Below are 16351 nucleotides of genomic sequence, written 5' to 3' on the forward strand. Positions count from 1 at the left end.
TACATTATATAGCGTATGTAATTAAATCACTTCATTTATTACAATTAAAGCTATAAAGGAGGCATAAACTACATGAAAAAAATATTATTACTTTTAGCAAATGGTTTTGAAGCTGTAGAAGCAAGTGTCTTTACCGATGTACTAGGCTGGAATAAATGGGAGGGCGATGGCACTACGGAAGTCGTTACAGTTGGATTACATAAACACCTACAATGCACATGGAATTTTCAGGTCACACCAGAAAAATGGCTGCATGAGATTGCTCTAGAGGATTTTGATGCACTTGCCATTCCTGGAGGCTTTGAGGAAGCGGGTTTTTATGAGGATGCTTTTAGTGAAGAATTTCAGCAAGTTATTCGCCACTTTAACGATTTGAAAAAACCAATTGCTACTATATGTGTAGCTTCTCTTGCTTTAGGACATTGTGGCATATTACAAAATAAAAAAGCGACAACCTACAATCATCCAACAAGTAAACGATTAGAGCAGCTCCGTTCTTATGGAGTAGATATTGTTAACGAACGAATTGTACAGACAGAACACATTATTACATCATCGAATCCAGGCACTGCTTTCGATGTTGCCTTTGGCTTACTTGAAATGTTAACAACATCTGAAAATACACTGAGAGTAAAAGATTTAATGGGATTTAAATAACACAAAAGGGTTTCAGAGCGCTCTGAAACCCTTACTTTTGTTTATTAGGCTTACACCATCGATAGTTTTTCACGCTTGCTTTTATGCAATACGACTATTGCTACTGTAATAAGAATCATCCCCATAAAAGCAGGAGCTGTATGGCCAAGTAAGACATAGATTTGACCTCCAATGATTGGTCCAATTATTCTTGCTAAAGCTTGAATTGATTGGCTAGCTCCTTGAATTCTGCCTTGTTCACTCGAATCGACTGACTTAGAGAGCATTCCATTGAAAGAAGGTCCGAAAATCGAATCTCCAAATCCAAATAAAAACATTCCAGCGATTAAAAGAGGATAAAAGGTAAATAAAGCTGATGCTGCAATTAGACTGTAGCCTATAATCTCTGATAACATTCCTAACATTGCAATCTGTTGATCACTAATTTTTTTCAATAGCTTTGGCATAATGAAGCCTTGTGAAATGATGTCTTGGAAGCCCATAATTGAAAACATAAGCCCTATTAACGCAGGTTTCCAACTGAAAGTATCCATTGTAAATTGTGAAAAAATTGCTTGTAACGATCCGTTCGGTATCCAAAGTAAAAATGCTGAGACAAGTAGTCTATTTAAGTTTTTTACAGAAAGTACATTTGCAAGCTGGATAAATGGATTTAATCTGGCAAAGGTAATCTCTTTTAATCTATTTTTCCTGTTCAAGCTTTCAGGCATAAAAAAGAATCCGTAAACCACATTCATTAAAGTGATAATTGCGCCAAAATACATCGGTGCAGAATAATCAAGCTTAGCAAGTAATCCCCCCAGCGTAGGCCCAATGACGGTGCCAACACCTACAACGGCACTAACCCATCCAAAGTATTTTGTTCTCTGCTCTGGAGGAATGATGTCTGCAAAATATGCGAAGATAGTACTTATACTTCCTCCTGTAATCCCTTCTATTATACGCCCAACAAAAAGTACCCATAGAGCGCCACCTATGCCAAAAACGAAGTAGCCGATAGCAGAACCCAAAAGGCAGAATAGAAGCAATGGACGGCGACCATATTTGTCACTTAAAGCTCCAAGTGCGGGGGCTGTAAAAAATACGCAAACTGCATATACAGAGGTCAGCAATGTCACAACTACTGCTTGTTGTCCTTGACTACTCGTATATGGCTGAACTAAAAATGGAACGACAGGTATTATGATACTGAAGCCTATTCCGCAAAGAAACACCGAAAAAAGGCCGAATATTAATGCGTGTTTATCTATGGTTTGTTCTGTGCTTAGTTCATTATGTGATTTAAAGTTTGACATGCGAATTCTCTCCTTGAACGTTATTATTTTATTTCCTAGGAAACAAAATAATAACACCTTTTTGTTTCTCAGTCAACAAAAATCAAAAAAGGTAATCTGGGATAGTGGGTGTCTCTATTTACTTTATTTATATAGAATTTGTATATAATTCTTACTGTTTATAGAAAACCTGTTCTAATAATTCCAATCTCGATTAAAAAATTCTCCTAAAATGACAACAAAAATGCAGACCGATTTAACTTTAGACGGACTGCATTAGGTATTATCTTTAATATTTAATTTTCTACTACTTGTTCTTAATTTACTGATTCTTCTTAAATCAAGACCCAGAACTGTTTCATTTCTATTGCCTATTATTTAAAACTAGAAAAATTTAAAAGTGCAGGCATGTTGTTTATAAATAAGAAAATTGCCATTACACCTATTACTATAATCATTAGCATATTTTTAAAAGAATCTCTAATGCGTATTTGTGCTAAAACTCCGCAGATAGCTGTACATGCAATTAGAAGCGCTCCTATTGCAAGCCAACTAGCATCCCAATAACCGATAATTAGAGCGACTGCTGAAATGAATTCGATGACACCTGTGATTACTCGAAACCATTGGGGTAATCTCAATTTATTAAATTCTTCAATAGGTGTTTTAGCACCTCTCAACTTACCGAAACTCGCCATAAGAAACATAAGCGTCAATAAGGTCTGTAAAATAATCGATACAATATTCATGTTCAAACTCCCTTTTTCCATCAATTTAATGTTATTTTGCATTGTTAGATACGCTGATCCAATCGGAGAATGACCATCTTCATTGCATTAGTTTATAATAATTTCGGACAACTCCTTTATCATTTCACTCCTCCAATTGATGTTATCATTACATAATGTTCACTTATAAGGTAGAAACCTTTTCCCATAGGACCTCACACTTTATTGCGGTTCGTTAAGTTATAAATTCCTTCACGACATTGAGAAAAGTAATTCTTACCTAATACTGTTGGCAATTGTAATAAGTGGTCCCCAACTTAGCGCTACCTTTACTATATAGCTGTGCTGAACTGAATCTGGACTTAACAACTTTTTTATTTCCTAAGAAACAAAATAATAACATATTTTTGTTTCCTAATCAACAATAAAATAATAATAATTATAAAAAAAACCTTTTCTTGTTAGAATGAACTACACCCCAATTGTTAGACATAACAATTGGGGTGTAGTTCAAAATTAGGCTGCTTTTTTGTTATTCAAATTTACTCTTTCTTCAAATCTTTATCTTGTTTCTTTATTTCTGCATCCAAATGCGCCCGATACTTTTCTACAAAGCTAAGCATACTATCTAATTGAGCATCCGTTATCTGCTCAAAGACGATCTTATCACGCTCTCGAAACTCTTTGTGGAGCTCCTCATGGATATTAAAAATTACTTTCCCTTGTTCAGTAAGTCTAAAATAGATTTCTTTTTTATTATCCGCCTTTTGATAGCTTTCAATAAGGCCCTTTTTTATAAGTTTCTTCGTTAATTTACTAATGGCACCGCGCGTCATGTAAAAGAACTCCGCAAGTTTAGTTACGTTGGAATCTACATTTTTTTCAATGTACTCGATGCAATGTACCTCTGAAGGTGTATGCCCTTTAAGGCTTTCTTCCATCTTATCTTTATTAAGCCAAACCATTTTGTTATATACGTCCCGAAATCCCATTATAATTTGTTCTTCTTTGTTCATGGCCAGCCGCCCTCCTACTCGATGGTGCATTTAACAATAGTATAATGAATTTTTGTTTCTACTTCAACAATACTAAAACAACGATTATTTACATTGAACTGTTCCAAAAAAAGCCACTGAAAAAACAAATACAACAAAAAAACCGACCTCCTAAGAGATCGGCTTTAATAACATAATTATTCAGCAGCTTTCGCGCGAAGAACCATTTGTAGGATACCACCGTGACGGTAGTAGTCTACTTCTACTTCTGAGTCGAAACGAGCTAAAGCTTGGAAAGTTTTAACTGTACCGTCTTCAGATTTAGCAGTAACTGTTAAGATATCACGTGGTTTTACGTTGTCAGTAATGTTTACAGAGATTTCTTCTTTACCAGTTAAACCTAGAGAATCAGCAGATTCACCGTTTAAGTATTGTAAAGGAAGAACACCCATCATAACTAAGTTTGAACGGTGGATACGCTCGTAAGATTGTGCGATAACAGTTTTCACGCCAAGTAGGAATGTACCTTTCGCAGCCCAGTCACGAGAAGAACCCATACCGTAGTCATTACCAGCAAGTACTACTAAGCCAGTACCTTGCTCTTGGTATTTCATACATGCGTCATAGATGTACTCTACGTCGCCTGTTGGCCAGTAAGTAGTGAATCCACCTTCTGTACCAGGAGCTACTTGGTTACGGATACGGATGTTGGCAAATGTACCACGCATCATAACTTCGTGGTTACCACGACGAGAACCATATGAGTTGAAGTCACGGATTGCAACACCGTTTTCGATTAAATATTTACCTGCAGGTGTATCTTTACCGATTGCACCAGCTGGAGAAATATGGTCAGTTGTAATTGAGTCACCGAACTTCGCCATAATGCGTAAGCCGTCTAAGCCTTTGATAGCTTCTGGCTCTTTAGCAAGACCTTGGAAGAATGGTGGGTTTTGAATGTAAGTTGATTTGTCATCAAATGTGTATAGAGACTCAGTTGATGTTTCAATTGCATTCCATTTTTCGTTCGCTGTGAATACAGTTTCATATTCTTTTTGGAATAATTCACGGTTAACTACAGTACCTAATACTGCGTTAACTTCTTCAGTTGAAGGCCAGATATCAGCGAAGAATACTTCGTTACCATCTTTGTCTTTACCGAATGAATCTTTTTGTAGGTCGATATCCACAGTACCAGCAAGTGCATAAGCAACAACAAGTGGTGGTGAAGCTAAATAGTTAGCTTTTACAAGTGGGTGTACACGACCTTCGAAGTTACGGTTACCAGAAAGAACAGACGTTACGAATAAGTCGTTGTCTTTGATAGCGTCTTCGATTTCAGGAAGTAATGGACCTGAGTTACCGATACATGTTGTACAGCCGTAACCTACAGTGTTGAAACCGATTTGGTCAAGGTACGTTTGTAAACCTGAATCTTCAAGGTAACCAGTTACAACTTTAGAACCTGGTGCTAAAGAAGTTTTTACCCATTTAGGTACAGTTAGACCTTTTTCTACAGCTTTTTTCGCAACTAAACCAGCAGCGATTAATACGTATGGGTTAGATGTATTTGTACAAGAAGTGATTGCAGCAATTGCTACAGCACCTGTTGGGATTTCTACATCACCTTCAGCAAATTTAGCTACAGAAGTTTTTTCGAATTCAGCTTCTGTTAAACCGAAACCTTGAGTACCTTGTGGAGCCACTACTGCTTCTTTGTAACGAGAACGCATTTGAGATAGTGGAATTAAGTCTTGTGGACGTTTAGGACCAGAAAGGTTTGGTTCGATATCATCTAAGTTTACTTCTAATACATCAGTGTAAACTGGCTCTAATGCTGGATCAAAGAACATGTGGTTAGCTTTTAAGTAAGCTTCTACAACCGCGATGTGCTCTTCGTCACGACCAGTTAAACGCATGTAGTTTAATGATTCTTCGTCAATTGCGAAGTAACCACATGTAGCACCATATTCAGGAGCCATGTTAGAAATTGTTGCACGGTCAGCTAGTGGTAATTTAGATACGCCAGGTCCGAAGAACTCAACGAATTTACCAACTACGCCACGTTGACGTAAAACTTGTGTAACTTTTAATGCTAAGTCAGTAGCTGTAGTTCCGTTTGGAAGATCGCCAACTAATTTAACACCGATAACTTCTGGGATTGGGAAGTATGAAGGTTGACCAAGCATACCTGCTTCAGCTTCGATACCACCAACACCCCATCCAAGAACGCCGATACCGTTGATCATTGTTGTATGTGAGTCAGTACCTACTACTGAATCTGGGAATGTTTCGAATGTACCGTCAGCATTTTCGTTTACGTGTACAACTGGAGCTAAATACTCTAAGTTTACTTGGTGAACGATACCAGTTGCTGGTGGTACAGCACGGAAATTATTGTAAGCAGTTTGAGCCCATTTTAAGAAGTTATAACGCTCAGCGTTACGCTCGAATTCAAGGTCCATATTTGCTTGTAATGCAGATGCATTACCGTATTTGTCAACTTGTACTGAGTGGTCAATTACAAGGTCAACTGGAATAGCAGGGTTGATTTTGCTTGGGTCGCCGCCCATTTCTTTCATTGCTGAACGAAGAGATGCAAGGTCAACTACTACTGGTACACCAGTAAAGTCTTGTAATACAACGCGAGAAGGTTTGAATGGTACTTCTGCTTCTGGATCAGCACCGTTACCCCATTTTGCTAATTGGTTTACGTGTTCTTCTTTGATTACATACGCATCATATTGACGTAAAACAGATTCTAATAATACTTTGATTGAGTAAGGAAGGTTTGAAACTTTTGCAACGCCAGCTTTTTCAATCGCAGCTAAGTCGTAGTAATTGTAAGTTTTACCATTAACTTCGAATGATGCACGGCTGTTGTGTAAATTACCTTGTGCCATTTGCGGATCCCCCTAAATATCTTTTTGAAAAGGCCTAATGTAAAGCATCTTTTCTCCACCACCCATGATAGCGTATTTATATTCATAAGTAAATTACATTAATATTATCTTTTTCAATAAGTATTTCTTATGACATTGAATTTATTTCGTTTAATTTACATGAATGAGCGAATTTGTGACGAAAATGACATATTTCGGCCTAATTTATTGTGAACATTTCTTAAAAAAATATTCATATATAGTTTTGAACAATAGTAAAACTATTTGTTTGCTATAAAAATACAAGGAATATATCCTTAATGCACCAAATTCTGAGAGAAAAAGTTGGTGTTGCAATTATGTTATGTTGCTAACTGTTCATTTGTAACAAGTGATTTCAACCTAATACTAAGCTTTTGGATTTGATCCGTTGTAGTCGTCATCATTTCAAGCATTTGATGTTCATCCTCTACTGAAAGTAAAATCTCACCTGTAGAAGCTGCATTCTCTTCGGTCATCTCATTTAGTTTTTCAATTTGTTGTTGAATTTTTTCAAACTGCTGGATAGCACTACTTAATTCATTCATACCACTTGTTAAATCAGTATTGGTCTTTGCATAAGATTCCTTTAAAACATTGAAAAAATGGCTGACTTCCTGTAACAGACTTTCTCCATACTGTAATGCTTTTTCTCCTTCACTTGATTGCTGTTGCGCTTCCGTAGATTTTTCAAATAACGTTTTTGTTACTTTTGTAATGCTAACAGTAATGGCAGCACTTTCTTCAGCTAATTTTCGCACCTCATCTGCCACGACAGCAAAACCTTTTCCTTGCTCACCAGCTCTAGCTGCCTCAATAGCCGCGTTTAACGCTAGTAAATTAGTCTGCTGCGCTATATGATGGATTCCCTTTAATAACGTATCAACGGTTTGCAAACTATGCTGTAGCGCTTGGACTGTGTCAGCTGTTGAACACATCGCATTGTTCATTACGCTCATTTGAGCCATCGCTTCTTGCATTTTCTCCCAACCAGCTAACACTTCCTGTTGTAAATCACTTGATTTAGATACAGTATCCTTTGATATTGTAAATGTTTTATTTACAAAGTGTACTGATTGCTTCATAGTGCCGTGAATCAATTGTAAGCTTGATGCCTCTTGTTGAATACTTGCTGCAATATCTTCGGTTGCTTGAAGTATTTGCTTACTTGATCCTGAAATATTATTCATAGTTTGTTGAAATAATGTTGCATGCTCATCTAGTTGATAACTACTTTGCTCAATTTGATTGAAGGTCGCCTGTAGCTGTTCGAGAGAAATCCTTACTTCATTTCGCTGGGCAGCTGCATGTGTAATAAGCTCATTCCCCCATTTCGCGAGTAGGAAGAAAACGATGATTACCCCATTTGTAATAGCTATAAGTGTAACGAATACAATAATATCGTTAAATGGCCCCAATAACGATTCTGATTTAAAGATATATAAAATAACAAAGCAACTGTTTAGAATAACCCCATAAGCGACTATTAGCTCCTTTTTAAAATACAACGCAATAATAGCAATTGTACAAAGCAAAATATAATGTTTGTTTAATGAAAAGCTATCAAGTAAAAACAATGTAAAGACAATACATGTAGGAATCATGCCGAATATAAAACCTTTAACATATGTACTAATTGGTAAAAAGTAATTACATATAGCTAAAGCAATTACCGCTAGACCAATGAATAAAAATACAATACCTTTCGAAAGGATCATTGGACCACAAATAAGAATGGCCAAAATTGAAATGATTGCTAAATTAACTTGATGAACTTTACGTGTGTCATAGCGGATATTTTTCTCCATTATATCATTCTCCTTTTTTAAAAATGAATGGACATTCAGTTTGTTTTTCCATTATTATATAGTATAACTACTATTTTTGTAGCTAAAAAAGGTATTTTAGAGAAAAAAAAGGTTTTTTCAAAATAGGAGGAGATTTATTTAATGGAGCGAACACAAAAAATAGCGCCAAACTTTTTTTGCATTGATACAAATGATTTAAATAGGAAAGAACGTACAAGTGCCTATTTACTGATTGATGAAAAAATTGCTTTAGTCGAGACATCTGCTAGTCCTTCAGTTCCTTATATAATAGAAGGTTTAAATGAATTGCAAATTACATTAGATGATATTGATTATGTTATTGTTACACATATTCATTTAGATCATGCAGGTGGAGCGGGACTGTTCCTTCAAAGCTGCCCAAACGCAAAGTTGGTTGTACACCCGCGTGGTGTATCACATATGGTTGATCCAACTCGTCTAATTGCCAGTGCAAAGGCTGTATATGGTAATGAATTTGATCGCCTTTTCGACCCAATAGTGCCCATTGCTCCAGAACGAATTATTGAAGCTGGACATGGGGATATATTGTCATTAGGCAGCCAACAGCTAACGTTTTATCATACGGAGGGTCATGCAAAGCACCACGTATCGATGCATTATTCTGCTACCAACGGATTGTTTGTAGGTGATACTACTGGCGTCAGATATCCAGAGATGGCGGATGAAGCAATTGATTTAATTATCCCTTCTACCTCCCCTAATCAGTACGACCCTGTAACGATGGAAAAATCTATTCAATTATACGAGGAACTAAATGTACATGAATTGTATTTCGGTCATTACGGTGCCTATCAAAACCCTACTGAAGCTTATCGGCAAGTACGCTACTGGACACCATTATTTCTAGCTGAAGGTGAAAAGGCACTAGCAGCATCTGATATCTTTACAGAACAAGTTAAATTGTTAGATAGAGGATTACAAACGTTATTACATCATTTTCTACAAGAAAATGGTATAGCAGAAAGCCATCCTGTCTATCAAACGATTCCTTATGATACAATCGTATCGGCTATGGGTATTCTCGATTATTTGCAAAAAAAGAAAAACGTCTAATAAAATAAAAAATAAAAATCTGCAATGTTTCTCCGTCCTATTTCGAGAAATTTTGCAGATTTTTTACGACAGTCATTGATTATTTAAATGCTGGAGCACAGAATGAAAATCCTGCTCCTCCCCTATTGTTCGAAAATTTCTAAATGGGTTGCCTAGTTGTTTGATTCGCTCAATGACTGCAGGTATTGTAAAGTGTTCTGGTCTTAGCTGTTCATTTACCTCACCCCAATATAACGGTGTAGCTACTAACCCCATCGGATTACCACGAGTGGAAAATGGCGATATAATAGTCTTTCCTTCCGCATGTTGAATATAGTCCAAATACAATCGTCCATTTCTATTTTTCTTTAACCGCTCAATTGTATATAATTCGGGTTTTTGCTCACATAAAAAACGACTTACAAACTCTGTAAATACTCGAACTTGCTCATACGAAAAAGCATTATACGGTAACGGAATGTAAACTTGTAATCCTTTGCCGCCGGAAGTTTTAACGAATGACTTTAACTTAAAATAATCAAATATTTCTTTTAAGTGGCGTGCACCACTTATCGCAAGTGCGAATGCATCAACCGAAGGCGGATCTAAATCGAAAACGATTTCAGTCGGCTTCTCAGTGTCTATTGTTTGAAAAGGAATGTGAAATTCTAACGCAAGCTGATTTCCTAGCCACAATAATGTTTCGAGATTATTGCATAGAATTGCATGATGATCACTAACTTTCTCCGTTGCGACAAATTCCGGTAGATTGTCTGGACTGCTTTTTTGATAAAAACTCTCACCAGGTACCCCGTGAGGAAAACGAATTAATGTCACAGGTCGTTGGTGTAAAAAAGGCAGTATAAAAGGTGATATCAGTTGTAAATAGTACAAATAGCTATCCTTTGTAATACCGATATCTGGCCAAATCGGCTTGTTTGGATGTGTTACTTGTACACTTTCAGGTATCGGCATTAGCTGTCGTTGCATTTGTTGCCAATTACATTCCTGTGGAGCCTTCTCTAATCGAAAGGCATGAAATCGTGGCTCTCTTAACTTTTTGCCATCAAAGTCTATACAAGCTATATCTACACAGATGGATGGTTCTAATTGCCATGTCTCATTCAGTTTGCGACCATTTGCTTGGAAAAACGCGATGAGTGTATTTAACTCATCATTTTTCATACCATGTCTAAAAACAACAACTTCCGTTAATTCGCCCTGTCGCTCTACACAACCATGAAAATAACCATTTCCTTTATCAAATTTGGTGACAATCACCGTAACAATTCTCCAATTTTTTATCTTCATCCATTGCGTGGAGCGTACATCTTCTTGCCATTTACTCGTTTTTTTCTTCGCAATAAGACCTTCGCCATTATTGATAGTTATTAAATGCCATAAAGTTTGACTCGCCTCGAAAACATCGATTGCTTGCAAACGTCGGTTCTCTTCATAATTAATAGTAGTCGGCAGCTTCAAATGAGTAAAAAGGGTCGCTAGTTGCTGTTTACGTGTCTTTAAATATCGATTTGCTTGACTTTCCCCTTTAAAATATAGTAAATCAAATACAATATAATGGCATGGAAAAGATTTTACGTGTGCAGCAATTACTTCTTTATTTTGCATTCTACCTCTTTGTTGTACGATTGAAAATTCACTTTTATAGTCGTTCATTAAAAAAACTAGTTCACCATCAAATGTTAATGGTAAGTATGCTTTTATTTGATTAAAAATAGTTTTACAATACGCAATAATCTCCGGGAATAAATGATTAAGAACATTACCATTTCTACTTATTAGTATAGGTTCTTCTTCTGCCCACTGTAAAATACAGCGGAAACCATCGTATTTTGCTTCGTAAAACCACTCTTCTCCTTTTGGCGTTTCAATTGCTTCTGTTAATAGCATTGGTTTGATGATGCACACCTACTTTCTTTTTTCGTCCAGTAGTGACTATTTCTATTTAGCATACATAAAAATCATCAAAATATAACATAGTAAGAAAAACGAGGTGACAACATGCATACAGTTTGGAAGGGCAGTATATCGTTTGGACTTGTCAACATTCCTGTAAAATTACATGCAGCTACAGAAAATAAAGACATCAAATTACGACAGCTTCATAAAGAATGCCATACACCTATTAGCTATAAAAAAGTTTGTGAGGGCTGCAACCAAGAAGTTACAGATGAAAATATAGTGAAAGCATATGAATATGCAAAAAATAAATTTGTCGTTCTTGATGAAGAAGAAATAGAAAACTTACGTAAAGAAAATGAAGATAAGGCAGTTGAAATTATAGATTTTGTAAATTTAGGCGAAATTGATCCTATTTATTTTGAGCGTACTTATTTTTTATCACCTGATACTACTGGCAGTAAGGCGTATGCGCTATTAAGACAAACATTAGAGGAATCAGGTAAAATCGGTGTGGCTAAAATTATCATTCGTTCAAAGGAACAGCTAGCAATCGTTCGTGTCTATCAAAATGCGTTAGTGATGGAAACAATCCATTTTCCTGATGAAGTACGAAGTGTACAAGATGTTCCAAATATTCCGAGCGAGCCAACGATTGTTCAAAAGGAATTGGACGCTGCGCTAATGCTTGTCGACCAATTAACAACTGTATTTGACCCTGAAAAATATACGGATGAATATCGTAATGCCTTGATGGAACTCATAGAGGAAAAGAAAGCGACAAATTCAGTTTCTGCAAGCGATAAACGTCCTCTACCTGACAATGTCACCGATTTAATGTCAGCACTCCAAGCTTCTTTAGATAAAACCAAAAAACCAGCAACAAGAAAAAGAGCAACCAAAACGAAGAAAAATGCGTAATGGTCGCTCTGCCTTACAAAAAGATAGGCATCGAGAAAATTACTCTCGATGCCTTTATTATGCACTCATGCCGTTGGTGAAAATATACATAAGGAAACATACGTTTGCTGTTTGTGATACACTAAATGAAAGGAGGGAGTGTATAAATGACCAACATAAATATCGAAGAACGAATGAAACATTATCGTGTGCAAGGGTTAAGTTTATTGTTTATTGAAAATGGACACATCAGTAAAATGGAACACCACGGGACGCTTGAAGCAGGAACGCAACAACAAGTAAATGACCATTCTATTTTCAATGCATGCTCAATTAGTAAATTTTTAACTAGCATGTTAGTGATGAAATTAGTAGAACAAGGTTACTTAAATTTGGATGAGGATGTTAATGAAAAACTAATAGCGTGGAAGGTACCCGAAAATCCATTTACGAAGCACAAAAAAGTAACATTACGTAACTTGCTATGTCATCAATCAGGGATTATTGACCCTGCTAATAGCTTTCCTCCATTACATGCTCTTCAAGCGAGTCCTTCAATTGTAGACTTGTTAAATGGTAAAACTCAATACTGTCAAAGCCGAATTGAAGTGTCATATGAGCCATGGCATGAATTTCATTATTCGGATGCGGGCTTTTGTATAATTCAGCAATTAATAGAAGACATTATGGAACAATCATTTGACGCTATTATGGACGAACTTATTTTTAAATCGTTAAACATGGAAAATAGCACTTTCTCTACAGCTATTATAAAATCACAAGAAAAAACAATCGCTAGTGGTCATCATCCAAATGGAGAATTAGTTGCAGGTAACTTTCCAATATATCCTTATCCTGCTGCTTGTGGCTTATGGACCTCCCCCACTGATTTAACGAAATTACTGCTAGAATTTATGAATGCTATAAAGGGGTCTAGTAAAATTGGTATCTCTGCAAAGCTTGCCCAACAGTTTATTCAACCACAAGGCGGCAAAGCATGGACTGGTTTAGGTATATTTCTTGATGGCACAGAACATGAAGTTGAAATTTCCTCTCTTGGGTGGGGGGTAGGATTTCAATGCATGCTCGTCGCCTATCCCTATTTAGAAAAGGGATTTATTGTTATGACGAATACCGATTTAGGTGTTCATCAAATGAAAGGAATCATTGGTGAGCTATATAAATCGTTCATGTCTTGCACATGAAAGAGCATGTTAGCCAACACTTGCTCTTTCATGCGCAATCTTTATTTTAGTCAAATTGCAGATCTTCTATATTAACTGTTAATTTATTGCGCAGAACATATAAAACAGTTATTCCAATTAAGAAAGTAAGGAAATCCCCTATAAAAATTGACCAAATAATCCCATGGAACCCTGCAATACTACTCATAATAAATAGGATTGGTATCATGATTAGCCCCTGTGTAAGGGACATAATCATCGCTGCTTTTCCTTGCCCAGTCGCTTGGAAAATTCCGATGATAAGGAATGTAAAACCAGTGACAAATAATGAAAGGAAAATTACTTTTATAACATAACTTCCTAGTTCAATTAACTGTGAGTCTGTCGTAAATATACCAACTAAGTGATTACCCGTTAAAAATACAACCATCGCAAATATTGCTGCGAGAATAGCTACGGTCATACTCGTAAATTTTATCGTTGATTTCATACGTTTTTTGTTTGATGTAAAATTATAGGCAATCAATGGTACAACACCTTCACATAGTCCCATAATAATAAGCTCTGGAAATTGCAAAATACGTTGTGAAATACCATAAGAAGCAACCGCTGCATCTCCATAACTAGCCGCAAAATTGTTAAACACCAATGCTGTTAATCCCATTAAAGCACTCATTAGTGCAATCGGAATACCAATTTTTAACACTTCAAATACGACTGCTTTTTCAATTTTAAAGTATTTCATTGAAAAAGTTAAATACTCACTTTTACGGATTATATGCCAGCTATAATAAATTACCGCTCCGATGTTACCAATAAGTGTCGCTAATGCAACACCTGGAACACCCCAGTGACAAGCGAAAATAAAAATGGGATCTAAAATTAAATTAATGGCAACACTTATAAACATACCGACCATTGATACGATCGCAGAACCTTCAGCACGGACAATTTGCTCAAGTGAAAAGTTTAATATAATAAATGGTGAACCAATTAGCATTACTAAAATATATTGCTTCGTGTAGTCAAAAGCAGCTGCACTGGCTCCTAGCCCTGTTGTAATACTATTAGTAGCTACAATCCCAACTAGCATGGCGATAATTCCTAAAGCAATAGAGGCGTAAAATGAAAAAGATGATACTTCTTTTATTTGTTCAAGCTTTTTTTCTCCGAGCAGACGTGAAATAAATGTACCGCCCCCTACTCCAATTAAATTCCCAAGTGCCATTAACACTGCAAGGATAGGTAATGTCAGTGTGATGGCAGTCATCATAACTGAGTCGTGTAGTAAACCGATAAAATAGGCATTTAATATTGTATAAATGACACTGACAGACATTCCGAGCATCATTGGTAATGAGAAGTGAGCCACAGCCTTTGCAATGGGCGCTTTCTCAAAATAATATGTGTTCTCCATATAAAATTCTCCTTTTTGATAAATCGTTAGATATCTAACTAAATAAGCAGAAGAACTGAATCAATCAGCCTTCTTAATCTAAGTTTTTAATTATGCGGTTTAACAATAATACAAGCTGTTCTTTTTCCTCTTTTGAGAAGCCTTTTGTCATCTCGTCATCTAGCTCTTTAAAAAACAATTGAAAATCCTTAACGATTGCTATGCCCTTAGGAAGCGGTCGAATAATTTTACGACGTTCGTCCGTTAAATCCGTCTTCCGTTCAACTAATCCTTTTTTCTCAAGATTCGTTACAATACTTGAGATAGATGAGCCTCTACGTTGAAAGACGTTCTCCATATGTTTTTGCGTAATGCCCTCTTCCATATGTGAAACTAAATAATCTAGAGCATGCCCCTGTTCAATCGTAATGTCGTACGATTCGAGCTTTTTGTCTCCACGCTGCTTCATTTGATGACCAATCATACGAATTTGAAATTGATAATTGACTTCTTTCATCGTATCACCTTTTTCAATTAGATTTTCTATTTAGTTAGATTTCTAACTAATAATAAATTATCGATATACAGAAGTCAATCATTTTAGTTAGAAATCTAACTATTTTTTCGAGGATCATTTTCCGAAATTTATCGGCGATTCCACATAGTTTATCAGCGATTTCTAGCGTTCTTCCAGCGATTCACACGAAGTTATCGGCGTTTTTGTAGGTTTTATCGGCGTTTTTAAGTACAATCAAAACAACTTCACGCAAATATCTTCCTTTGGATATTAAACCATTTTATGATAACATTTACAAAAACACATATAAAAGGAGTACAATTATGGCGACCATTGAAGACTTTATTGCTCTTGATATTCGAATTGGTACAGTTCTTCAAGCAGAAGAACTACCGAAAGCACGTGTTCCAGCGATAAAAATGAACATTGATTTTGGTGAAATAGGAATTAAGCAATCCTCCGCACAAATTACAAAACGATATACACCAAATGAAATCGTTGGTAAACAAGTAGTAGCAATTGTCAATTTTCCGCCCCGTCGAGTAGCAGGCTTTAAATCAGAGGTTCTAGTTATCGGCGGTGTGCCTGTAGAGGGAGATGTTATTTTATTAACACCTGATCAAGCAGTACCAAATGGCACTAAAATTAGTTAAGTAACTTATCTAGTTTTACTCTAACGATTACAAAGGATTTTTTTAATCTATCTCACAGGCAAATGGCTATTTCTTTATAGCTTCATCTGCATATTAATAGTAATGTAAAGCTTAGATAGCCTTACAAAAACTCTCCTGTTTTGGGGTCACTTTCTATATGGAAGTGACTCTTTTTTCTATTTTTGTCTCACGTTTTGCAACTATTATTATGGTGGAAAAAATCGGTCAAAATTTAGACAGCATAACCTACTTTCTTCCTAAGAATTCAATTATTACTGAAACTATGTTAGACTTAAAATTTAGTGCACATTAAGGATTTAGAGC

At 36.1% G+C, this 16351-nt stretch carries 13 protein-coding genes; 5 read left to right on the forward strand and 8 right to left on the reverse strand.

Annotated elements, in window-relative coordinates; all coding sequences use genetic code 11:
- The first annotated feature begins 72 nt into the window (after positions 1 to 72).
- On the forward strand, positions 73 to 657 hold the full coding sequence (locus tag ACIP9C_RS14030) for a DJ-1/PfpI family protein (RefSeq protein ID WP_401011523.1): 585 nt from the start codon (positions 73 to 75) through the stop codon (positions 655 to 657).
- Positions 658 to 707: 50 nt separating this feature from the next.
- Here ACIP9C_RS14030 and ACIP9C_RS14035 read toward each other — a convergent pair whose 3' ends face one another.
- The 5 genes from ACIP9C_RS14035 to ACIP9C_RS14055 all read right to left on the reverse strand — a co-directional run bounded on the left by ACIP9C_RS14035 (position 708) and on the right by ACIP9C_RS14055 (position 8383).
- Positions 708 to 1952, reverse strand: coding sequence for an MFS transporter (locus ACIP9C_RS14035; protein ID WP_401011525.1), 1245 nt, complete (start codon positions 1950 to 1952; stop codon positions 708 to 710).
- 353 nt (positions 1953 to 2305) lie between these two features.
- Positions 2306 to 2680, reverse strand: a complete 375-nt coding sequence (locus tag ACIP9C_RS14040; RefSeq protein WP_401011527.1) for a DoxX family protein — start codon at positions 2678 to 2680, stop codon at positions 2306 to 2308.
- A 521-nt stretch (positions 2681 to 3201) separates the two neighbouring features.
- Positions 3202 to 3675 carry a MarR family winged helix-turn-helix transcriptional regulator gene (locus ACIP9C_RS14045; RefSeq protein WP_401011529.1) on the reverse strand — a complete coding sequence of 158 codons (474 nt, stop codon included), beginning with the start codon at positions 3673 to 3675 and terminating at the stop codon, positions 3202 to 3204.
- Positions 3676 to 3851: 176 nt separating this feature from the next.
- Positions 3852 to 6557: an aconitate hydratase AcnA gene (gene acnA, locus ACIP9C_RS14050; protein WP_401011531.1), complete on the reverse strand. Its 2706-nt coding sequence runs from the start codon at positions 6555 to 6557 to the stop codon at positions 3852 to 3854.
- A gap of 341 nt (positions 6558 to 6898) precedes the next feature.
- Positions 6899 to 8383: a methyl-accepting chemotaxis protein gene (locus tag ACIP9C_RS14055; protein ID WP_401011532.1), complete on the reverse strand. Its 1485-nt coding sequence runs from the start codon at positions 8381 to 8383 to the stop codon at positions 6899 to 6901.
- A 141-nt stretch (positions 8384 to 8524) separates the two neighbouring features.
- On the opposite strand from ACIP9C_RS14055, the gene ACIP9C_RS14060 reads away from it, so the two are divergent.
- Complete coding sequence (locus tag ACIP9C_RS14060) at positions 8525 to 9478, forward strand: MBL fold metallo-hydrolase (protein ID WP_401011534.1); 954 nt, start codon at positions 8525 to 8527, stop codon at positions 9476 to 9478.
- Positions 9479 to 9550: 72 nt separating this feature from the next.
- On the opposite strand, the gene ACIP9C_RS14065 is transcribed toward ACIP9C_RS14060, so the two are convergent.
- Entirely contained in the window at positions 9551 to 11377 is a 1827-nt protein-coding gene (locus ACIP9C_RS14065; protein WP_401011727.1) for a DNA ligase D, read from the reverse strand.
- A 102-nt stretch (positions 11378 to 11479) separates the two neighbouring features.
- Here ACIP9C_RS14065 and ku point away from each other — a divergent pair, with 102 nt between their 5' ends.
- Together ku and ACIP9C_RS14075 are read left to right on the forward strand one after the other, a co-directional pair.
- A complete protein-coding gene (gene ku / locus ACIP9C_RS14070) occupies positions 11480 to 12298 on the forward strand; it encodes a non-homologous end joining protein Ku (RefSeq protein ID WP_401011536.1) in 819 nt (272 codons plus the stop codon).
- 146 nt (positions 12299 to 12444) lie between these two features.
- A complete protein-coding gene (locus ACIP9C_RS14075) occupies positions 12445 to 13482 on the forward strand; it encodes a serine hydrolase domain-containing protein (RefSeq protein WP_401011538.1) in 1038 nt (345 codons plus the stop codon).
- Between the two features lie 46 nt (positions 13483 to 13528).
- On the opposite strand, the gene ACIP9C_RS14080 is transcribed toward ACIP9C_RS14075, so the two are convergent.
- Both ACIP9C_RS14080 and ACIP9C_RS14085 read right to left on the reverse strand, forming a co-directional pair.
- Positions 13529 to 14878 (reverse strand): MATE family efflux transporter, encoded by a 1350-nt coding sequence (locus tag ACIP9C_RS14080; protein WP_401011540.1) that lies wholly within the window; start codon positions 14876 to 14878, stop codon positions 13529 to 13531.
- Between the two features lie 73 nt (positions 14879 to 14951).
- Positions 14952 to 15374, reverse strand: a complete 423-nt coding sequence (locus ACIP9C_RS14085; protein WP_401011542.1) for a MarR family winged helix-turn-helix transcriptional regulator — start codon at positions 15372 to 15374, stop codon at positions 14952 to 14954.
- Between the two features lie 323 nt (positions 15375 to 15697).
- Between ACIP9C_RS14085 and csaA the strand changes: the two genes are divergently transcribed.
- The gene (csaA, locus tag ACIP9C_RS14090; protein ID WP_172771390.1) at positions 15698 to 16027 is read left to right on the forward strand and encodes a chaperone CsaA; all 330 of its coding nucleotides are present in this window, start codon (positions 15698 to 15700) and stop codon (positions 16025 to 16027) included.
- Positions 16028 to 16351: the final 324 nt, after the last annotated feature.

This window comes from Lysinibacillus sp. NPDC093210 (assembly GCF_044753985.1).
Taxonomy (GTDB): domain Bacteria; phylum Bacillota; class Bacilli; order Bacillales_A; family Planococcaceae; genus Lysinibacillus.